This window comes from Colwellia sp. E150_009, assembly GCF_053543955.1.
Genome location: NZ_JBHFOM010000046.1, coordinates 17,756 through 39,527 on the forward strand (window position 1 = coordinate 17,756; position 21,772 = coordinate 39,527).

Sequence of the window (21,772 nt, forward strand, 5' to 3'; positions counted from 1 at the left end):
GACGCTTTTCTTAAACACAAGAATAAAATTCTCGGTAAAACTAACTATTAATGGCCTGTTTTACTTTTTCCTTATAACTTCGACTCACTTTTAACTCTTTACCATTTTTCAACACTAACAAATATTCACCATTAGCTTGGCTACAAAATTTATCAATATAAATTTTATTCACAATGGTAGAACGGTGGTTTCGAATAAAGAGTTTAGGATCAAGAGATATTTCAAGCTGTTTCATCGTTTTGCGTAAGATATGCGTTCTTTGCTGATTATTATTTTGCTCATTACTTGCATGTACACACATATAATCACCTGCAGCATCAATCCAAATAATGTCTTTGACGGGTATTCGACTCACTTCACCAGCATCTTTAATTGCCAAAATATCAGAATAATGAGAAACACTGACCTGCTGATCATTGGTAAGTTCAGTTAAAATTTGCTGATAATCATTGCCTGTTACATTACTCACTAACTGAATAAGTTTAAACTTATGATCAGCATCAGTGCTTGATTTGATATGTTGACGTACTTTATCAATTGTTTTTGATAGTCGCGCTTCATCCATGGGTTTTAAAATATAATCTAGTGCGTGCACTTCAAATGCTTTAATTGCATATTGATCAAAAGCTGTTGCAAAAACCACCATGGGCATCATTAGTTTTCGCGTTAATATCTCATCAATCACTTGAAAACCGCTTAATCCAGGCATTTCAATATCTAGAAACATCAAATCAACTTTGTCTGTTTGTATCGTTTCTAACGCTTCCCTGCCATTACAGCACTCCTTGATTATTTTAACATCGTCAAATTGTTGAAGACGTATAGCTAAGCCCTTTCGTGCAAGGGGTTCATCATCAACAATAATAGTGCGCAAAGACATAACTAATTCCTACAAGTTTGCGTTAAATTAAATTACTTAAGATAATTCATATGGCATACGAATACTGACTTTAACACCTGTCGGTATATTATTCGCTACCACAAGTGCAAATTTGTTTGGATACAATGCATGTAGGCGTTCACGAGTATTCACCAAGCCCACACCATTTTCTCTATGCAAATTATCGTCAATTATTTCTGCTCCAGGCCCATTATCGGCAACTTCAATCATTAAATCATTAGCAAAATGATTAACTGAAATCGTTATGCTACCGCCTTTTTCCTGCTTAGTTATAGCATGTTTAATTGCGTTTTCAGCAATGGGTTGTAATATCATACTAGGTACTAGTGCTTTTTCACAATATTCACTAATGCAAAAATTGACTTGTAAACGTTCTTCAAAACGTACTTTTTCAATGGCTAAATATAATTCTAGTGCTTGAATCTCACTATTTAACGTGACTTTTTTCATTGGATCTTTATCAAGCGTATAACGCAGAAATTCACTTAATTTAGTTACCATGCCATTGGCAGTATCTGTGTCCTTTAACAGTATTAAAGTAGAAATTGCATTTAACGTGTTAAATAAAAAATGAGGGTTAAGCTGATAACGTAGCATTTTTAACTGTGCTTGGTGTGCTACTGCATTTGCCTTTAGCACATTTTGTTTTTCAACCTGTAGCATTTGATAATATTTAGTACCAAAATATAATACGCTCCAGCTTAAAATAATATAAAACGACCAAACACTTGATTGAGTATACATTAATAAAAAATCAGGTTTATAACCGTGTTTATATATTTCCCAATAATTAACATTCTTAATTATCTGCCAAACAACGCCTGTGAAATAAGAAGCAAAAACAACTATAAAGCCAATTTTAATCGGTGAATAATTCCATACACGACGATATAAATAGCGTAACGGAACAGTTAACAACCAACCAGCATAGGCATTTAGGAAAATAATAATGACAAAAATATCACGTAAATCATGAAGTAAAGAGCCCAAATAATGCACTAAGGCAAAACCAAACCAGCCGGCAGAATGAACAAGCCAGAATAAACGGTTTCTATTTTCAAGTAATTCTTTCCAGTTCACATAAAATCCTAGCAAATGCAAAACTTGTATTTTAGACGCTAATTATGCGTTAGCTAAATAGTAAGTGCACTGTTTTTAATCTTAAGTTTAGAACCGTTTATCGTTTTATTTTCTAGATCTTCAAAAATTACACGGATAACATTGCACCTAACCGCTTACCACCTAATAAGTGCATGTGAATATGAAATACTTCTTGTCCGCCGTCTTCATTACAATTGATGATTAGACGATAGCCTTTTTCATCAATACCTTCTTGTTTAGCTAATTTTTTCGCCACAGAAATCATTCTACCCATAGTAAGTTCATCCGCATCAGTCACATCATTAATCGTGGGAATATGTTTATTAGGAACAATTAAAATATGGGTACTAACGCGCGGGGCAATATCCCTAAAGGCACTCACTAATTCATCTTGATATAAAAGCGGTGTTGGAATTTCTTGTCTAATAATTTTAGAAAAAATAGTTTCGTCTGTCATAAAATCCTCACAATGGAAGAGATAAAAATATAAAATTAACATCCTAGTCTACTTAAAAAAATTTAGGTAAACAATTAAATTCCCGATAAAAACAATCAATCTCATTCAATATATATTTGTACTGCTCAACCTCTTTTATTGACCTTAATCAACACAGCACTTAATAAAAGTGTGGCATGCTAATTCTTTCGAGGATTTAACTCTTTAATCAAATAATTTATTGTAGGTGTTAGCATGGAAATAGATTTTAGCGAGATCAACTATCTACAAAATCCCACCGTAATAGAATTACACGCTGGCTATGAGCAATTTCTTCTTTCAATGTCTGGGCCTACAGTGATAGACGTTACTGGAATAAATACAAATAAGTGTCGAGTAATTAATACCTTACTACAAGGTAATGAACCATCAGGCCTAATTGCCTTGCATCGCTGGTTAACGACACGAGATATTAACAAACCACCACAAACAAATTTACGTTTTATTATTTGCTCAGTTGAAGCGGCATCTAAAAGTCCTTTATTTTCCAGAAGATTTATTCAAGGACATCACGACATAAATCGCTGTTTTGGACAATTAGAATCTGTTCAAAATGAGAGCAGCGCAAGCCTTGATAAGAATCACCAAGGCTGCATTCAAAGAGCAAAATTAATTAATAATGCAATACGTGAGGTGAACCCTGAAATGGTGGTCGATCTTCATAATGCCGCAAGCCCTAGCCCAACATTTTCTATTAGCTCGGTTATTACAACAGAAACGCTGTCATTAGCTTCTTTTTTCTGCCAAACATTAATTTTATCCGATTTACGTTTAGGTTCTTTAATGGAACAAAATTTTGCTTGCCCCTTTATCACAATAGAATGTGGGTATAGTTTAGATGAACAAGCTCATGAAGCAGCTTTTGCAGGTATTAATCACATTGCAAACTGTGAAAATATTGGCTACATACATCAAGAAAAAAATGTAGAAGTGATATATCGACCATTACGATTACAAACAAAAGAAAAAGTTAACCTTTCTTATGCCGAACATGATGAAGGCTATAGCGGTGTCACACTCAAAAGTAATATTGAATATTTAAATTTTGGTGGTGCACATCAAGACGAAATGATTGGCTGGATTGACGGTAATGGCGTAAAAAATCTGCAATTATTCAATAAACATGGAAATGATGTTATCGATGACTATTTTTATGCTCGTGATAATCAATTAGTTTGCCGACAAAATTGTCGTATCTTCAAAGCAACGGTTAATGAACAGGTTGCTTTGAATGATTGCTTATTTTATGTAGTTAAAAATACCAATAATGAGTCTTAATAAATGAGCTGTGGCTCATTAATTGGCTTATCAGAAAAAGTAATTGCGCTAATATACTGATTACTAGCATGATTAGCGCTATCTACTGAGCTAGCATGTACTCTTGCTAAAATATCACCTCGGTTAACGCGAGTACCTAGGGGTAAAATTCTGTCAAAACCAACACTGTGATCTATTTTTTGCTCATTGCTGATACGCCCTCCTCCTAGGCCAACCACTGAAAAACCAATATCACGGGTTTGCATGGCCTTTATATAGCCATTACAAGGTGATATTATTTCAATAATATAATTGGCTTTGTTCATTGAACGCCACGGATTTTCAAGTAAATCGCTTGGCCCACCTAATGCGCTAACCATTTTGCTAAAAATTTCAGCTGCCTTGCCTGTTGCTAATACTTGTTCTACTTTTGCTTGTGCCTCTATGTCATTACTGGCTAGTTTACTATTAAGCAACATGGCTTTAGCTAACGTCACAACCACCTGATGTAAACGAGGCTCTTGCAATTTACCCGTTAAATATTTAACCGTTTCATACATTTCTAGCGCATTGCCTGCAGTACTTCCTAATACTTGATTCATATCAGTAATAATTGCTTGCGTGTTAACACCTGCATCATTTGCAACTTTAGTGATACTTTGTGCTAATGCTTTAGCTTGGTTTAAATCTTCCATCTGAGCACCATTACCCATTTTTATATCCATAACCAAAACATCAAGCCCAGCTGCAAGTTTTTTTGATAAAATAGAGGCTGTAATTAATGGAATTGAAGCAACAGTAGCGGTCACATCTCGAATGGCATATAAACGTCTATCTGCTGGCGCTAACTCAGGTGTTTGCGCAATAATGCCCACACCAATATCTGTAACAATTTTTTTAAATTTATCTAAACTCGGTTGTACATTAAAACCTGCGATACTCTCTAATTTGTCTGCCGTACCACCAGTATGACCTAAGCCTCGACCTGATATCATCGGTACATAACCACCGCAAGCAGCAATTATTGCTGCTAACATAAAGCTCACTTTATCACCAACGCCACCCGTGGAGTGTTTATCAATAACAGGGCCATTTAAAGATTTCCAAGATAATACTTCACCAGAGTGCATCATTGCTTGAGTCAATTGCACTGTTTCTTGCGCTGTTAATCCTTGTTGAAATATTGCCATTGCCATTGCACCAACTTGCGCATCATTAAAATTATTAGAGACTAAGCCACTAACAAAAAATTCTATTTCATCTTTATTTAGCACTTTATTATCACGTTTTTTAGCGATAATCTCTTGAGGTAATAACATTAATTAAAATTCCTTTCTTACTTTTAATTTATTTGATAATAACTTAATTTTTATTGATTAAGTTATAAGGCGTAAATGCATCAGGGAGTAATTGTTCAACAGACCATATTTGTTGTTGATTAAGATGATTTACTGCCATCACTTTTGCTGCTTGTGGGAAAAACTCACTAATGACTTGCCTACATGCACCGCAGGGAGGGGTTAATTTTTCTTGCTCGGTATAAACAACTAAAGCCACAAATTCAGCCGTATTTTCACCTTCATGAGCTATCACTCCTTGCGCTATACAATTACGCTCTGCACATACTGTTAAACCATACGAGGCATTTTCTACGTTACACCCCTGCACTATTTTATTAGTACTCATTAACGCTGCTGATCCTACTGGAAATTGACTATAGGGTGCATAAGCCTTTGTATGTGCTTGTTTCGCATTTTCTGTCAGTTCAAGCCAGATATCTGGTTCAATTATATAATTTTTTATTTCATTCACTTTTAAGTACCGCCAAAAAAACTGACCATATGGTCAGAATATTACTATACTACCATTAAATTTAGTTTTTCATAGTAAATTATGTGTTTATATTATTAAAATGATTATATTTAGACATAAAAAAACCGTGCTTTAAAACACGGTTTTTAAACTAAGTGTTACTTACTAAAAATCGTAACTTACACCTAAACGCATTTCCCAAAGAGAAGCGTTTTTATAGTACTCTTGATCTTCATTGCCAGCATTAAAGTCTTCATAAACATATTTACCATCTTCAATAGACATGCTCACCATGCGATTACCAACAAACTGTCCCTGCTTCATAACACCCCAATCATCATTGAGTAAATTACCTACGTTTTTGATTATAAAGAACAGGTTTCCTTTATGACCATCCATTAAACCTGGAAGTTCCTGATTAATTTTAAAGTCAAATGTGGTATGCCAATCAGCATTTTGAGCATTTCGACCTGAAATTTTGCCACGTGCAAGTCCTTCTGCTGATATAAATGCATCAAAAGCTTCTTTATCGAAGTCATCTGCATAAACAACATTTGGATCATTTTCTAACGGCACATACATCAACTGGCGATCACCATTCCAATTACTATCACCATAAGCACCATCTGAACCATCAAAAGTGTATGAGTAAGCTTGTCCTTCGCTTGCTTGACCAAATAAACTAAAGCGAGTGACTAAACCATCAATAAATTCAGTACCATAACTTAAATTCATAGTAAAACGGTGAGGAATTTCATAGTTTGACGTTGCCATAGCAGGATTAATTGCGTCTATTACGGCCAAGTTACCGTAGTTTGAACCTGCCACAGCACTTGTCATTGGGTTCGCATCTTCAGACTTAGTATAAGAATAACCAAATGATGCATCTAAGCCAAAATCGAAACTTTTGCTTAGGGCAAGTGAAACAATTGTAGAACTGCCATCTTTACCACTATTTGTTAAAACATACTCGCTATTGCGTCCCGCAATTTCTTCATACATTGGACGGCCATCAGGAGCTGTTTCGTCTGAATATTTCAAACCAGCATCAATAATTGTGGCTGAATTAACTTTTTGGTTATAGAGTATATCAGCTGAAAGCACTATTTCACTTTCTGTTGTGTAGGTTGCACCTACTGAATATTTCCACTCAGAGGGCATATCAAAATTTGGATCTAAGGCATTAACAGAGCCATCGCCACTTTCTTGTGGGGTATTTTGAATTTCATCATACATATCTTGAGGCGTTTCAAACCCTGGGGTGCCACCATTAGTCATTGGAGTATTAAATAAATCTACTCCTCTATTTTGTAAACCAATTTGTACTAAACCATCATTTGAGTATGAATTAGACAACCAAACATTTGGGTTACCACCAGAGTACAAGCCAAATCCGGCACGAACTTCTAGGCTGTCATTTACATTCCAATTAAAACCTACACGTGGTTGGAACAAATCTATACCGTCAAAATTAGCATTATTAGCATAGCCATATCGTTCTTCAAATTTAGCGTTATATCGAGGCTTATCATCACTGGTATAAGTATCGTAACGGAAACCAAACATTAATGTGGCATCTATATCGGTAAAGGTATATTCATCCTGAATATAAAATGAATGCATTCCATAAGTAAATTCTTGGCTAGCATCACTAGGAACATTTGTTCCTGCAGAGTTATTATAATAAACACGCGCTGCTAATCCTGCTTCATAATCATCAATAGAATCAAAACGGAACTCACCTTGCGTATGCTGCATAAACAAATTAAAAGCCGTTAAGGTTTCATACTCATAACCTGCTGTAATGGTATGATCATCTAAATAATAATTACCAGATAACTTAAAAGTAGTGCTATCCCAATTCATCTCATTTGACTGACGTGAATCATCAGGACCTAAGAAAATTGTAGTACCACCATGTTTAATTTGTACTTCACCAAAACCACTTGCAGCATCTAATGATTGTTGTCTATTTTCTAACTTAGTATGACCAACTCGAACTTCTGTAGAAAAGTTATCTGTCCAATCTGAATTCAACGCTGCTGCATATGAATTCATTTCTGCACCTGATTCATAAAAATGGCTGTCTAACGTCATTCCCCAATCATCAGATTGATCTAATTTGAAACCGTCATTATAGTTATATATAAAGCTTGCACGATGATCTTCACTAATATTCCAATCCAGTTTCACTAAGATCTTTTCGTCTTCTACTGGTAAACCTGCTGGTGTACCACCTGCCTCATAATTATAAACATCACGTGTAATTTGAATAACACGATCTAAATCTGCTTGACTCACGTTATCACCAAACGGCGAATAGCTAAATAATTCTTCACCATCTAATTTTTCATAAGACATGAATAAAAATAATTCATCTTGAATTAACGGCATACCCAAATTAAAGCCATAACGTTTCTCTGAATAGCTACCATTATCTTGATCTACCCCTTCAATAGTATCTCCCTTCATTGAGTCATTGGTATAATCAATGAAAACACTACCGTGAATCTCATTTGTACCTGATTTTGTAACGGCATTAATATTACATGCAGTAAAACCACCATATTTAACATCAAAAGGAGCTAATTCAACGGATACTTGATCAATTGAATCATAAGAGAAAGGAATACGAGTTGTTGGGTAACCATTATCATTTAACCCAAAACTGTCATTCATACGAACACCATCAACAGTTAAGCTGTTAAAACGTGGGCTACCGCCACCACATTGAATAGCACCACTTCGGCTTTCATCTATATAAATACGCGGGTCAATACGAACAATATCTTTTAAATCACGATTAATTGAAGGCGCATTTTTCAAATCATTAGCACTGAAATGTGTCGATGGACCACTACCACCAGCATGCATACTCAGAGGACGACCTGTAACAACAATCGTTTCAAGGTTTTGCTGAACATTTAAATCAACACTCATTGGGTAAGTTTCACCCAGTGTCAAGAAGATATCACTAACTGTTGCATCTTCAAATTTATCTGAATCAATAACAACCGTGTATGGACCACCAACACGTAAACCTTGAGCAACAAAAATACCAGCATTATTCACTGTAGCAGTTTTAGTTGTTCCTGAAGGGACATGCGTGATGGTAATTTTTGTGCCAGGAGCTGGATTACCTTGTGGTCCTGCAATTTGTCCTTTTATTGCCGATGTTGTGGTATTTGCTAAAACATCTGTTGATATAACCGATGTTGATAGACCTAACGCAACAACTAGCGCGCCTGCTATGCGTGATAGAGAATGGGTTTTCATCTTAATATTCCTATGTGTTTTATGTATAAATTTTTATTTTCTTTTAATAGATTTTTGATAGTAATCTACCAAAGCGTGTTTTCTGTTAAATTTCAATCAACCTAATTTAAGCAAAGTTCTTTACACTTTTATTACATACACACATAAATTAACTTAATTTTGCAAAAAAAAACAGCGCAATAATAAAAAACACACCAAAAGGTCAAGTTTTTGCTTTTTACAAACAACAACTATAGTATTGCTGACCAAGAATACAAAAAATAAATAGACCATTAGGACAAGCGTAGTAATGTTATACCTAGTTCGGTCACTAAAAAACAAATCGTTATAACGCCAACACTACTATTGTCATAATAAACAATTACTGTAAATTAACGACTAAATAATAAGAATCCGCAGATCAAGTTTAGCGGGTTCTTTGTATAAATGAGCCTTTATTAGTAAGAAATGAAATAAATTAAAATGAAAAAAAATAATAAAACACAAAAAGTCAGAACACTCAGCATCGATAAAATACTGACTGCCGCTCAAGACGAATTTATCCTGCAAGGTTACAAAGGCGCAACAGTGCAATCAATAGCAGATAATGCGGGATTACCTAAAGCTAATGTTTTGTATTACTTTAAAAATAAAGAAAATATTTACCATGCTGTACTAGAAAAAACGCTGAATATGTGGGACGAAGGTATTGGTGATATTTTACCTGAAGATGGCCCTAAACTCGCCATTGAGAAATTCATTCGCGCTAAAGTAACCATGTCTTTTAATAATCCTAAAGCCTCTAAAATTTATGCCATGGAAATTATTCAAGGTGCACAACATTTAAAAGACTTTGCTCGCACTTATCTTCGTCAGTGGGTTAGAGAAAAATCAAAAGTGTTTCAACGTTGGATAGATAATGGTGAAATGCACGCTGTTGATCCTGTCAACTTAATCTTTCTTATATGGTCATCAACACAACATTATGCTGATTTTGATAATCAAATATTAACTATTATGAATCGTGCCGACTATGAGAATGAAGATATAGAACATGTCACTAACTTTTTAACTGATATTATTTTACGAGGTTGTAAATTAAAATAATGGCCTATTTTATCAAACCATTAAAAGTAACAGTCTTTTGTGCTGTTGTTGTAGGTGTAACCTTTATGACTAAAACGATAGCTACACAATTATCTACACAATCAGTAACTCAAACAGCAACAACTAAGCTTCGTGTTGCAACCTTCAATGTGAGCATGGAAGCTTTAAATTATATAAAACGTTCACCAAACAGCTCGCCTAACGTATCAGGCAATGAACTTACACAAGCATTAAAACAAAATAACCAACAAATTAAAAATATTGCTGAAATAATACAACGTGTAAACCCTGATATTATTTTGCTTAATGAATTTGATAGAGTAAATAACCAACACGAAAACATACGTTATTTTATTAAAAATTATTTAGCAAAAGCACAAAATGATCAAACAGCCATAAATTATCCTTATTTTTATCAAGGACCTGTTAATACAGGTGTCAAAGTCAACAACATGAATAATGACAAAAGCATTACCCATGGTTTTGGTTATTTTGAAGGACACTTTGGTATGGTGTTATTATCTAAATACCCTATTGATTATAATACTATTAAAACCTTTCAGTTCTTTAAGTGGCGTGATATGCCTAACGCCTTAAAACCGATAAGCCCTGAAACAAATCAACCTTGGTATAGTGATAGTATTTGGAACGAATTGCGATTATCATCAAAATCTCATTGGGATATTCCTATCAATATTAATGGAAAAGAAATCCATATTTTAGCTAGCCACCCTACACCACCTGTTTTTGACGGTCCAGAAAATAGAAATGGTAATCGAAACCATGACGAAATTCGTTTTTGGAGAGATTATATTGATAATACGCAAGCCAATTACATTTATGACGACGGTGGCAAAAAAGGTGGATTATCACCAAACAAACCATTTGTTATTTTAGGCGATCAAAATGCGTCAAGCGTAGAAGGTGATGCAATAAATTCAGGTATAAAGTCACTATTAACAAACAATAAGCTACAAGACCCAATGCCCACAAGTATTGGCGGGGAATTGTATAGAACCGATAATAATAATGCCAAATACCATACGGCATACTGGGGGATGCGAGCAGATTATGTACTACCTTCTGCACTCGACTTTACGATAAAAAATTCTGGTGTATTTTGGCCACAAAAAAAAGATGAAACCTATCGTTTAATCAAAGACAGAGCCGCTTCGTCAGATCACAGATTAGTGTGGGTTGATCTTGAATTAACCCTATAATTTTAGAAAAGGAACAATAGAAAATGAAATTTGTTTTATCAGCGTTAACAATATCTTTGCTTTGCGTATCTTGCGCAAACAATGCTCACATGAATAAAACAGTAAAAACAGAAAGTAATACTGCACAAAGTGCAAATACAGTAACAAGCTCCACACCAAAGAATATTATTATGGTTGTGGGTGATGGTATGGGGCCAGCTTATACATCGGCCTATCGTTACTTCAATGACAACCCCGTTACACCAGAAATAGAGGAAACTGTTTTCGACCGTTACTTAAAAGGTATGTCTAGTACTTATCCTGCGCCTATATCAGGGGTGGTTACTGATTCGGCAGCAGCGGCTACGGCGTTAGCTACAGGTGTAAAAAGTTACAATGGTGCTATTAGTGTTGATGTAAATAAAAAAAACGTTCAAACCGTATTGGAGTGGGCAAAATTACAAGGGAAAAAAACGGGTGTTGTCGTAACCTCTCAAATCAACCATGCTACTCCAGCTTCGTATCTCGCACATAATGAATACCGTAAAAACTATAATGAAATTGCCGATAGTTATATTGATGAGGGCATCAAAGCCGATCTATACCTTGGTGGCGGTTGGAAATACTTTATTCGTGAAGACAGAAACTTAGTCAATGAGTTTAAACAAGCAGGTTTCCACTATATTGATAATTATGATGGTTTAGCAAATTTTCCAAAGAACAAACCAGTGTTGGGGCTTTTTGCTGATACAGGCTTACCTTGGGCGTTAGATGATTCAAATAAACATCGTTTATCTGCTATGACTAAAGCGGGTCTTCATCATCTAATAGACTTACAACATTCTGATAATAAAGCTGATAATGGTTTTTTTATGCTCATAGAGGGCAGCCAAATTGATTGGGCAGGCCATGGTAATGATATTAGTGACGCAATGGCCGAAATGGATGATTTAGCCAAAACAATTGAGTATTTAGAGCATTTTGTTAAGCATAATCCTGATACGCTTGTTATCATTACTGCCGATCATAGTACGGGTGGTTTTACCATTGCTGCAAACGGAAAATACGAATGGAATGCTGCTAATTTACGTACAATGAAACACTCAGTTAATTATATTGCCAAACAATTAACAAATAATGAAATCAAAGCAGAAAACACAACATCATTATTCAATTTTGAATTATCTCAAGACGAATTAAACTTACTTAAAGACAGTAAGCACAACGCCAAAGTAGATAAAACTAAAAACATGTATCAAAGCAAAAAAACATCAGCTAGTGAGTTGGCGTTAATCAAAACTATAAAAAGTATTATGGACAAACGCACTAATAGCGGCTGGACTTCAGGCGGACATACGGCAATTGATGTTCCAGTGTTTGCTTTTGGTGAACAAAGTGAGTTATTTAACGGTTTACAAGATAATACAGATATCGCAAAAAAAATATTTATGTTACTTGGTAAATAAAATACGCTATGTAAATAAGTTTAGCTGATAGTCTCTAATTGGCGCTTATTGCCATTGCAACAAGCGCCAATATTTTTTTCAAGTTAACACAACTGACTATTTCGAGTGCTTGAACTATAATTTCTCATGAAAACGAACAAAAGCTTGTTCTAAATCCTCAATCAAATCATCTACATCTTCTAAACCAATATGCAAACGAATCAGCGGAAACTCTGCAGTCCATTGTGTTGCACTACGAATCGAATCAACACTCGTTATTCCTAAAATAAGTGATTCAAAGCCCCCCCATGAATAGCCCATTTTAAAATGTGATAAACCATCTAAAAATGCAGTAAGCGCCGCTTTATTGCCACAATTTAACGTGAAAGAAAATAAACCATTTGACCCTGTAAAATCACGTTTGAAAAATTCATGCCCTGGACAAGATTCAAAAGCAGGATGTAAAATAGTATCCACTTCTGGTCTGTCTTTTAACCAATTCGCAACTTTTAACGCACTTTCTTGATGCTGCCTCAAACGCACACCAATAGTACGAATACCACGTAATGCAAGGTAGAGATCATCAGGTGATGTACATTGCCCCATTAAATAGCTGTTATCGCGTAACTGTGGCCAATATTTGTCTGTTGCTGTTGCTGTGCCTAGCATTACATCAGAATGCCCAACAATGTACTTAGTTGCAGCTTGTATACTGATGTCAACACCATACTCAAAAGGTTTAAAGTTAATGCCTGCGCCCCACGTGTTATCAAGCATTACAATACAATCATGTTGATGGGCTATTTTCGCGATGGTAGGAACGTCTTGTATTTCCATCGTAATAGAACCTGGAGATTCTAAAAAGACAATACGAGTATTGGGTTGAATTAAGGCTTCAATATCTGCACCAAGCAACGGATCATAATAGGTAGTTTCCACTCCCATTTTAGTTAGTATTTTATCGCAATAGTCACGAGTCGGTTCATAAACACTATCTACCATTAAAATATGATCACCACTTGCAACAAAAGACAATATTGCGTTAGTAATAGCTGCAGTTCCTGATGGATAAAGTGCACACCCTGCGCCACCTTCAAGTTCTGTCATGGCATCGCTAAAAGCAAAAGCAGTTGTTGTACCCCGTCGACCATAAACCATCGTTTGGTTATGCTTATTTTTTAAAGCACTATTCATTTCATCTACTGTATTAAATACCACAGTTGAAGCACGAGTAACACTGGGATTTACAACGCCATTTGTCCATTTAGCTTTGCGGCCTGCTGTTACAATTTTAGTATTTTGTTTCATGTATCTTAAACACCTATGTTTAAAAATTTAAAAATGTGCATTGGTATAAACAGCTATCTAGCCATCTAAAACTTACTTGTATTTATACCTTGAATTAACGTACTTTTCACCTGTTATCTCATTTAAATTTAGAAGAAATACATCTATATAGTTCCTGTATTACGAAAGTGACTAGAACAAACCTAACTGGGCATCAGTTATTTGCCCAAAACTACTTCCTATAAATGGCAAAATGCCATCGGCAACCGCACATAATTGTCTGTCGATATAAAACTGGTAATCTAAGGGAGATGACAAATATTCTACCGCTTGTGGCCCATTGACAGTAATGTAATATTCAATCCAACCGCGCTTTTGATAACGTAATGGTTTACCAAGCTTTCTGTTCATGTCATCGGCTAGGCGGGCAGCTTTCACATGTGGTGGAACATTTTTAATATAGTCGCTCAACTTTCTTCTAATTCGCTTGCGATAAACAAGTTTGTCGTCAAATTCACCTTTTATCGTTTTATCAACTGTATTTTTAATATAATCATTGACTGGCTCTTGATTAAAAATTTTTAAATATAAGGTTTGTTGGAACTCTTTAGCAAGCTTTGTCCAATCTGTTCTAACACTTTCCAACCCTTTAAAAATAAGCTTTTGTGTTTGCCTTTTTGCCCTATTGTGTTGTGTGCTAACTTGTTTGTTTTCTAAAACCTCGCCATCTAAAACATTCTCATCTAGTGTAATTAAACCAGCGTAACGTTTCTTTGTTCCAACATCTCGGCCACGGATCGTTGGCATTAAAAATTTAGTAAAATGTGTTTCAAACTCAATTTCCAAATCACAAGATAAATCAAACTCATTTGCTAAGATTTGTTGCCATTTCTCATTAATAAAATCCTGTAATTCAACACCTAGTGCTTTGCACTCAAAAGCGGTTTTATTTTTACCTACATGCACAAAAATAGAATCTGTATCACCATAGATCACACGAAAGCCTTTTTCTTCAATCCATTTGCTTGTGGCCTTTAATATTTCATGGCTGCGTTTTGTAATAGACCCTGATAAACGGGGATCAAAAAACCGACAGCCAGTTGATCCTAAAACGCCATAAAAACTATTCATAATAATTTTTATGGCTTGTGACAAAGCAGCATTTTTTTGCAACTTAGCTTTATCACGTTCGGACCAAAGCGAAGTGATAATATCAGGTAAAAAATGTTTAGTGCGTGAAAAGTATGCTCCATCAAACCCCTTTATTACTTGTTTATTAACTTGCTTATTTTCAATAAGTCCTTCAATTAACCCCATAGGATCTATTTTAAACGTGCGAATAATACTAGGATAAAGTGATTTAAAATCAAGCACTAAAACATTGTCATATAAGCCTGGAATAGAGTCCATTACATAGCCACCTGGCGAAATTAGATCTGAAACACCGTCCCCCATATTTGGCGCAACGTAACCACTACGATGCAACTTAGGTAAATAAAGGTTGGTAAACGCCGCTACCGACCCACCGATTCTGTCGATTGCAAGCCCAGTTAATTGAGCGCGAAGCTGGGCAAACTCTAACAGTTGTGTTTTTTCAAAAATGAGCCACACCAAACGACAATCTTCAAGGTTATAAGCCGCTAAAGCCTGCTTGTTATGCAAAAAATTATCCGTGATTTCATCCACTCTATTATCAACATCATCAACCTTCTTTCCTATTCCCAATAATGTATTCGCTACATTATCAAGCGAAAAACTTGGAAAACTATACGTAGCCGTTCTCAGTAAATCTATTCCGTCGAGCACAACACGCCCAGCTATTTCAATAAACTGTTGATCCGTATTATTGCTATTAGTACGCCAACGTGGCGCGGTAGCATCGCGTCCTATAGCAAATTTAACCTTGTGCAGATCACAACGTTTCTGTAATAAATTAAAATCAAAGTTAATAACATTCCAACCAATCAATATATCCGCATCAATAATAGTAATTTGGTTTATCAGTTCAATTAACAACTGTTTTTCATTTTCAACCCAAACGATATAAGGCGCAGCATCTGGTTCAGGTTTACCTATCATTAATACGCAAGTTAATTCACTGGCAATATTTTTATTAGAAGCTGTTTCAAGGTAGTTTTCTCTATACGTATTATTTGCATAAAGTCCAATAGAATATAGCTCTCCTGCCATTGAACACTCAATATCTAGCGATAACATGGTCAAATGAATTGATAACATGTCTTTTGATTTTTTGCACTTCACTTGAGGAGTACAAATAAAATCTATATCTGCGGTAATAAACCGCTCCATTAAATACCGATCATCAGGACGTATATCATCTTCATAACATTTAATTTGTTTTGCTTTCAAACATTCTCTAGCCCGATAAAATTGTGCTAAATTAGCAAAGTAAAAGCCATGCACAGGGGTTTGCGTAAACGTTTGTAAAGCCAAATTTTGTTGCTTAATCAACTTAATATCATGTTGTTTTAAAAGATCAATAGCATAATTAATGTGTGTTTCTTCTATAAAAAAAACGGCTAGTTCATTATCAATCACCAACTTTTGCGCACCAGTATGTGTTTTTAACCATAACGTGATCTGCAAAGCATTACCTTTGTCTTGTACGTGACGACTTAATAAAAAACCACTTTGAATATGTTGCGACAATTTAATTGACCTTTTATGAAACAATATAAAAATATTAAGAAGAAATAACAAAAAGCTGTTATTATATACAGCACTATATCTTATTTATCTGTTTTATGGAAACCGCGCTAAATGCTAACAGACAAGTTAAAACAACTAATTCGTCAATCTTATAAAGCTATTGGTGAAAATTTAAGCCATTTTAATCCCAGACAACAGCAAACCTTTCTTATTGCTGAAATAGCAAAAACTTTAGCCGGTGAATACAATAAAGACCGAAAAATTATAACAATAGAAGCTGGCACTGGTACGGGTAAATCACTTGCTTATAGCTTAGGTGCAATTCCACTGGCACTAACACGTAACAAAAAAGTATGTATTTCCACTGCCACCGTCGCATTACAAGAACAATTAGTAGATAAAGACTTACCTTTTTTGAAAAAACACGCGGGGCTAAAATTTGATTTTGCTTTAGTTAAAGGCCGTCAACGTTATGTTTGCCGTCAAAAACTCACGCAAGCTGTTGCCACTGACTCGCCCCAAGCAGGCTTTACCTTTGCTGAAAAACCCAAAGCCAGTGATATTCGTACCTTAAATGCTATGCATAAGGCATTAACCGACGGCTCATGGCATGGCGATATTGATTCATGGAAAACCCCTATTGCACATCATATTTGGTCCCAAGTACAAAGTGATAAACACAGCTGTTTGAAAACCTTATCTGAACACCAACATTGCCCGTTTCATAAAGCACGTGAAACCATGGAGCAAGCACACGTATTAGTGGTAAATCATAGTTTATTATTGGCTGATCTTGAATTAGGCGGTGGAAGAATATTGTCAGCGCCCGATGAAACTTTTTATATTATTGATGAAGCCCATCATTTACCTAAAGTAACCCGTGATCACTCAAGTGCTAATATCACCTTACGTGGCGCAATTGAATGGTTAACAAAACTAAGGGAAACTGGCGATAAAATGGCTAAGCTAATCAAATCACAACGCGCCATTTCGCCAGCACTTAAACTCAGTGATGATTGTCAAGATTTACTCATAGAAATGCAAAAAGTCCTCACCTTTGTTGACAATAACGCCTCAATATATTTTGCAGAAAACGGCACTGAGAATAATAGCAATTTCAATCAAAAAGATGAGCAAGTTTACCGATTTGACAATGGTATTATTCCTAAAACATTAAAGAATTGGGCGGAAGATTGTAATGAGCTCAGTAAAAAATCATTGAGCCATTTAAATAAACTCTACAATGCCTTAATTGAAGCGGTTAAAGATGGCGATTGTAAAATGTATCTTGCCGAACCTGTATTGAGCGAAGCAGGTTTTATGTTGCAACGACTGGAAAATTTACAAGCGCTTTGGCATATGTACGCCAAAACCGACAGTGACAAAGCGGCACCTATGGCAAGATGGATTCAAAAACACTCCCCAATAAAAGCTAATGCCCGCCAAGACTATTTACTATGCGCCTCACCAATAGAAGTAGGTTTTACCTTAGAAGATAAATTATGGAGCCAATGTGAAGGTGCTGTATTATGCTCTGCAACCTTACTTGCTTTAAATTCGTTTGATCATTTTCGTTTTCAAGCTGGCTTAAAAAATAATGACGGAAGCCAATATCAACAAGTTACTTCACCGTTCGATTATCAAAACAACGCGCAGCTTGTGGTTGCCAATATGATTAACGAACCTAGTGCCTTGAAGTTTACCGATGAGCTTATTGAAAAATTACCTAAATATATAGATCACGGTAGTGCAACCTTAGTATTATTTTCGTCTTATTGGCAAATGGAAAAAGTCGCACAAGCACTTAGAGACAAATACAAACTTGATATTGCTGTTCAGGGAGAACACTCTCGCCAACATATTATTGAACATCATAAACAACAATGTGATGATAACAAAGCTAGTATTATTTTTGGCACCCAAAGTTTTTCTGAAGGGTTAGATTTACCAGGTAACTATTTAAATAACTTAATCATTACTAAACTACCCTTTTCAGTGCCAACATCTCCCGTTGAACAAGCCCAAGCAGAATATATTACCACAAAAGGAGGTAACCCTTTTATGAGTCTATCAGTGCCCGACACCTCTAAAAAACTTGTGCAAGCTTGTGGACGATTATTACGCAATGAAAAGGATGAAGGGGTAATAACTTTAATGGACAAACGCGTAGTGACCAAACGTTATGGCAAACAACTGCTTGACTCTTTACCACCTTTTGAACGAATTATTGAAAGATAACTAATACTCTATTGCATACATTGTTTTGCTTCTTTTACGTTACGCAATGCGTAAATTAACAATAGAATGCCGCACAAAACAATAAACGCTGTTAAATACAAGGCATAATGGTAGTTACTAAATTGTTCTATTAAAGCCACACAATACAATGGTGCAATAATTTGACCTACACCATAAGCCGAGGTTATTGCTCCCATAATAAATACAGGATTTTTGTGTGAAAGTTGTCCACCAAAATTCATAAACAAAGCAACTAACCCTATAAATGTTGCGCCATACAACAACCCACTAATAATGTTCATTATAATACTGCTAGACAATGTAGGAATTAAAATACCAACAACTTGCAATAACATGGCAACAATCATAATATTTATACTGCCAAAGCGGTGCGCTAAACGCATCCAAATGACACAAGATGGAATACCCGCAAGACCAACCACCAACCATACGTAGCCACCATAACCGTCTAACCCTTTTAACGAATTGACTATATCAGGTAGAAATGTAGCCTGTACAACCATGCCTACACCTTCAGTAAAATAAGCAAAAATCAAAATAATAACCATGGGAGAAAATAATGATTTATCAAATTTATGTTTCACTATTTCGTTTTTTGGTTGTTTATCAAACCGTAAAATATAGGCGGAATAACAAGATAAAAAAGCCCCAACTAAAGCTAATATAAGCCATGCATCTCGCCAGTCACCGCCATAATAAAAAACAGCTCGCATTACAATATCCGTAACGACTATTGAAAAACCTAAACCACTAAAATGTATTCCCATTGCCTTAGTTTTATTTGTCGACTTTAATTTGAGCATCACCACTGAAGATCCAACTACAAGTGCCATTGCAGCACCAAATCCAGCAACCAACCTAGCAATCATCCAAATGGAACTATTTTCAGTAATACCTAAAACAAAAGAAGAAACAACACATACCAATAGACCAAATCTAAAGTATTTAACTTTAGAATGTATATCTTTAATAAAAATTGAAAAAATAGACCCTGCTAAATAACCCAAATAATTAATTGAAGCAAGTATGCCTGCGTAAGCGATAGTAATTGTATCTTCAAGCATAGCGGGCAAAAGCGAGGTAAATACAAAACGAGCAACACCCACACCAACAACTAAAGCGAAAATACCCGCTAATAAAATGGCATTATTACTATCACGGTTAAATTGAAACATACCTCTCCAAGAATTATTTAACTTCATATTACAATAGATAGAGAAGCACCTAACAAAAATAAGAATTAACTATTGGTAGATGATTTTTCAATGGCTATCACTTGGTTTTTGCCTGTATTTTTTGCTTCATATAAAGCCTCGTCAGCACGTTTAAATAAAGAATCCGCATCATCATCATCGTCTGCTTGAGTAACACCTAAGCTAATGGTTATTTTTTTCTTTACTTGCTGAGCCAAAGAATTATTCGTTTCTATTTTTACTCTTAGCTGCTCAGCTATCAGTTTTGCACTCTCAAACGACGTATCGATTAATAAAACAATGAACTCTTCACCACCCCAACGGGCAATAAAATCAGTTTTTCTTAAGGCCCCCTCTAATGTGGCAGCAACAAGAACAAGTGCCTTGTCACCAACCTCATGACCTTGCACATCATTGATAACTTTAAAATCATCAATATCAATAAAAACAAGTGACATATTTTGATGGCGACGATCCTTATGAGAAATTAAATATTCTAATTGATTATGAAAAGTTCGCCTATTAGGTAGGCCTGTTAAAGCGTCATAACTAGCAAGTTTATGAAGTTTACGATGAATGCTTTTAATATATAAAATTACAATTAGAGTAATAAGTAAAGTAATGAAGATAGAAATCATCATGTTAAAATAAAATGCATCTTTCACCGATTGAGTAAAGTGATCGACTTTTGCGCCTACAATTAAATAAAGATCTAACTCGTCAATATACTTTGTCGTAAACAAATATGACTTATCTGAATCAGTATACTCAAATATTTTTTTTTCTTTATTCTTGATCTCTGGTACTAATTTTTTTAATTCTGCATGGTAATTAAACTTTCCACCATCTTCAGAAATAAGTACATCGCCTGAATTATCCATAAAAAAAACATTAAAATGATAACGTTCACGAAAATACTTTAACATATCGTTAATATAAGATGTTTTTAAGCCGACTCCTGTTGCACCAATCATGCGAGACTTATCATCATATATTTTATGATTCATAAACATAATTAATGATTTTCCCATGAATGAATTGTAATCAATATTGATTTCATTTTCTTCAGGCTTCTCTTTAAAATTAAAATACCAAGCATTATTTTCATTACTAACCGATATTTTTTCTAATAATCCATTATCCGTGTAATAATTTTGACTTTTGTCAGAAACCAGAAAAGAAGTAAAAACCTGATATTTACTGGTAATAGTTTGCAAATATTGGGTTATTTGATCAACGTCATTTTCATCATGAACAAGCCAATTTTTCATAAAAGTATCATGAGACATCATTGAAGCGATTAAATTAGGCTCAATAATCTGTTTTTGAATTTTTGTGTAAATATTATCAACAGTTAAGGGTAACGAACTGTTTTTTAATTGTTTTCTTGTAAATTCGACTGAGTCTACATAATTAATAATCATCAAGCTTGATGATAAAGTAAAAAGCAATGTAGTAATAATAAAAACAATTCGATAGTCAAAGCGCATGAGGGTGAGATTCTTTTATATTCTTAATTTTCTTCACTATATTAACAATAAACTCTAGCCAAAGGAAAATATCATTGATAAATACCCTTTCCTTTTTCAAAACCTTATCTTCCATGCTATAGCAAACGAATCTTAAATTTTACCAAGGTGGTAAATGAGATTTATACCAATTTGATTAAATTTCTTCCCACCTCAGAGCTTCATTAGCGAGCTTAGAACAAGGAAAATTGATTAAACATAGTTACTCTATATTTCTTCAATTTTGCGATGTTATCAGTTTGCTAATGAGCTCCCAAAGGG

The 21,772-nt window shown here is 34.9% G+C and carries 15 protein-coding genes; 5 read left to right on the plus strand and 10 right to left on the minus strand.

The annotated features are described in order from the left end of the window. Nucleotides 1-40: 40 nt before the first annotated feature. The 3 genes from ACE1OF_RS16515 to ACE1OF_RS16525 all read right to left on the minus strand — a co-directional run bounded on the left by ACE1OF_RS16515 (nt 41) and on the right by ACE1OF_RS16525 (nt 2,459). Nucleotides 41-880 (minus strand): LytR/AlgR family response regulator transcription factor, encoded by an 840-nt coding sequence (locus tag ACE1OF_RS16515; protein WP_448895754.1) that lies wholly within the window; start codon nt 878-880, stop codon nt 41-43. Between the two features lie 36 nt (nt 881-916). Continuing rightward, nucleotides 917-1,981 (minus strand): sensor histidine kinase, encoded by a 1,065-nt coding sequence (locus ACE1OF_RS16520; protein ID WP_448895756.1) that lies wholly within the window; start codon nt 1,979-1,981, stop codon nt 917-919. 127 nt (nt 1,982-2,108) lie between these two features. Then, entirely contained in the window at nt 2,109-2,459 is a 351-nt protein-coding gene (locus ACE1OF_RS16525) for an HIT domain-containing protein (protein ID WP_448895758.1), read from the minus strand. Nucleotides 2,460-2,693: 234 nt separating this feature from the next. On the opposite strand from ACE1OF_RS16525, the gene ACE1OF_RS16530 reads away from it, so the two are divergent. Next, nucleotides 2,694-3,776, plus strand: coding sequence for a hypothetical protein (locus ACE1OF_RS16530; protein WP_448895759.1), 1,083 nt, complete (start codon nt 2,694-2,696; stop codon nt 3,774-3,776). On the opposite strand, the gene deoA is transcribed toward ACE1OF_RS16530, so the two are convergent. The 3 genes from deoA to ACE1OF_RS16545 all read right to left on the minus strand — a co-directional run bounded on the left by deoA (nt 3,773) and on the right by ACE1OF_RS16545 (nt 8,843). Then, the gene (deoA, locus tag ACE1OF_RS16535; protein WP_448895761.1) at nt 3,773-5,074 is read right to left on the minus strand and encodes a thymidine phosphorylase; all 1,302 of its coding nucleotides are present in this window, start codon (nt 5,072-5,074) and stop codon (nt 3,773-3,775) included. The two genes, ACE1OF_RS16530 and deoA, sit on opposite strands and share 4 nt — an antisense overlap. A 43-nt stretch (nt 5,075-5,117) precedes the next feature. Further along, on the minus strand, nt 5,118-5,567 hold the full coding sequence (locus tag ACE1OF_RS16540) for a cytidine deaminase (RefSeq protein ID WP_448895763.1): 450 nt from the start codon (nt 5,565-5,567) through the stop codon (nt 5,118-5,120). 165 nt (nt 5,568-5,732) lie between these two features. Continuing rightward, the gene (locus tag ACE1OF_RS16545; RefSeq protein ID WP_448895765.1) at nt 5,733-8,843 is read right to left on the minus strand and encodes a TonB-dependent receptor; all 3,111 of its coding nucleotides are present in this window, start codon (nt 8,841-8,843) and stop codon (nt 5,733-5,735) included. A gap of 462 nt (nt 8,844-9,305) precedes the next feature. On the opposite strand from ACE1OF_RS16545, the gene ACE1OF_RS16550 reads away from it, so the two are divergent. From ACE1OF_RS16550 to ACE1OF_RS16560, 3 genes are all read left to right on the plus strand, one after another. Continuing rightward, entirely contained in the window at nt 9,306-9,929 is a 624-nt protein-coding gene (locus ACE1OF_RS16550) for a TetR family transcriptional regulator C-terminal domain-containing protein (protein WP_448895767.1), read from the plus strand. Between the two features lie 65 nt (nt 9,930-9,994). Continuing rightward, on the plus strand, nt 9,995-11,149 hold the full coding sequence (locus ACE1OF_RS16555) for an endonuclease/exonuclease/phosphatase family protein (RefSeq protein WP_448895769.1): 1,155 nt from the start codon (nt 9,995-9,997) through the stop codon (nt 11,147-11,149). A 23-nt stretch (nt 11,150-11,172) separates the two neighbouring features. After that, a complete protein-coding gene (locus ACE1OF_RS16560) occupies nt 11,173-12,594 on the plus strand; it encodes an alkaline phosphatase (protein ID WP_448895770.1) in 1,422 nt (473 codons plus the stop codon). Between the two features lie 114 nt (nt 12,595-12,708). On the opposite strand, the gene ACE1OF_RS16565 is transcribed toward ACE1OF_RS16560, so the two are convergent. Further along, nucleotides 12,709-13,881: a cystathionine beta-lyase gene (locus tag ACE1OF_RS16565; protein WP_448895772.1), complete on the minus strand. Its 1,173-nt coding sequence runs from the start codon at nt 13,879-13,881 to the stop codon at nt 12,709-12,711. Nucleotides 13,882-14,052: 171 nt separating this feature from the next. Then, nucleotides 14,053-16,530 (minus strand): DNA polymerase II, encoded by a 2,478-nt coding sequence (locus tag ACE1OF_RS16570; RefSeq protein ID WP_448895773.1) that lies wholly within the window; start codon nt 16,528-16,530, stop codon nt 14,053-14,055. A gap of 111 nt (nt 16,531-16,641) precedes the next feature. On the opposite strand from ACE1OF_RS16570, the gene dinG reads away from it, so the two are divergent. Continuing rightward, nucleotides 16,642-18,768, plus strand: coding sequence for an ATP-dependent DNA helicase DinG (gene dinG / locus ACE1OF_RS16575; protein ID WP_448895774.1), 2,127 nt, complete (start codon nt 16,642-16,644; stop codon nt 18,766-18,768). An 8-nt stretch (nt 18,769-18,776) separates the two neighbouring features. On the opposite strand, the gene ACE1OF_RS16580 is transcribed toward dinG, so the two are convergent. Beyond that, nucleotides 18,777-19,964, minus strand: a complete 1,188-nt coding sequence (locus tag ACE1OF_RS16580) for a YbfB/YjiJ family MFS transporter (RefSeq protein WP_448895776.1) — start codon at nt 19,962-19,964, stop codon at nt 18,777-18,779. Between the two features lie 65 nt (nt 19,965-20,029). Then, nucleotides 20,030-21,472 (minus strand): sensor domain-containing diguanylate cyclase, encoded by a 1,443-nt coding sequence (locus ACE1OF_RS16585; protein ID WP_448895778.1) that lies wholly within the window; start codon nt 21,470-21,472, stop codon nt 20,030-20,032. Nucleotides 21,473-21,772: the final 300 nt, after the last annotated feature.

Coding starts and splice junctions, on each gene's coding strand:
- ACE1OF_RS16560 (WP_448895770.1), top strand. CDS start 11,173: ATGAAATTTGTTTTATCAGCGTTAACAATATCTTTGCTTTGCGTATCT.
- ACE1OF_RS16550 (WP_448895767.1), top strand. CDS start 9,306: ATGAAAAAAAATAATAAAACACAAAAAGTCAGAACACTCAGCATCGAT.
- ACE1OF_RS16530 (WP_448895759.1), top strand. CDS start 2,694: ATGGAAATAGATTTTAGCGAGATCAACTATCTACAAAATCCCACCGTA.
- ACE1OF_RS16565 (WP_448895772.1), bottom strand. CDS start 13,881: ATGAAACAAAATACTAAAATTGTAACAGCAGGCCGCAAAGCTAAATGG.
- dinG (WP_448895774.1), top strand. CDS start 16,642: ATGCTAACAGACAAGTTAAAACAACTAATTCGTCAATCTTATAAAGCT.
- ACE1OF_RS16525 (WP_448895758.1), bottom strand. CDS start 2,459: ATGACAGACGAAACTATTTTTTCTAAAATTATTAGACAAGAAATTCCA.
- ACE1OF_RS16545 (WP_448895765.1), bottom strand. CDS start 8,843: ATGAAAACCCATTCTCTATCACGCATAGCAGGCGCGCTAGTTGTTGCG.
- ACE1OF_RS16580 (WP_448895776.1), bottom strand. CDS start 19,964: ATGTTTCAATTTAACCGTGATAGTAATAATGCCATTTTATTAGCGGGT.
- ACE1OF_RS16515 (WP_448895754.1), bottom strand. CDS start 880: ATGTCTTTGCGCACTATTATTGTTGATGATGAACCCCTTGCACGAAAG.
- deoA (WP_448895761.1), bottom strand. CDS start 5,074: ATGTTATTACCTCAAGAGATTATCGCTAAAAAACGTGATAATAAAGTG.
- ACE1OF_RS16585 (WP_448895778.1), bottom strand. CDS start 21,472: ATGCGCTTTGACTATCGAATTGTTTTTATTATTACTACATTGCTTTTT.
- ACE1OF_RS16555 (WP_448895769.1), top strand. CDS start 9,995: ATGACTAAAACGATAGCTACACAATTATCTACACAATCAGTAACTCAA.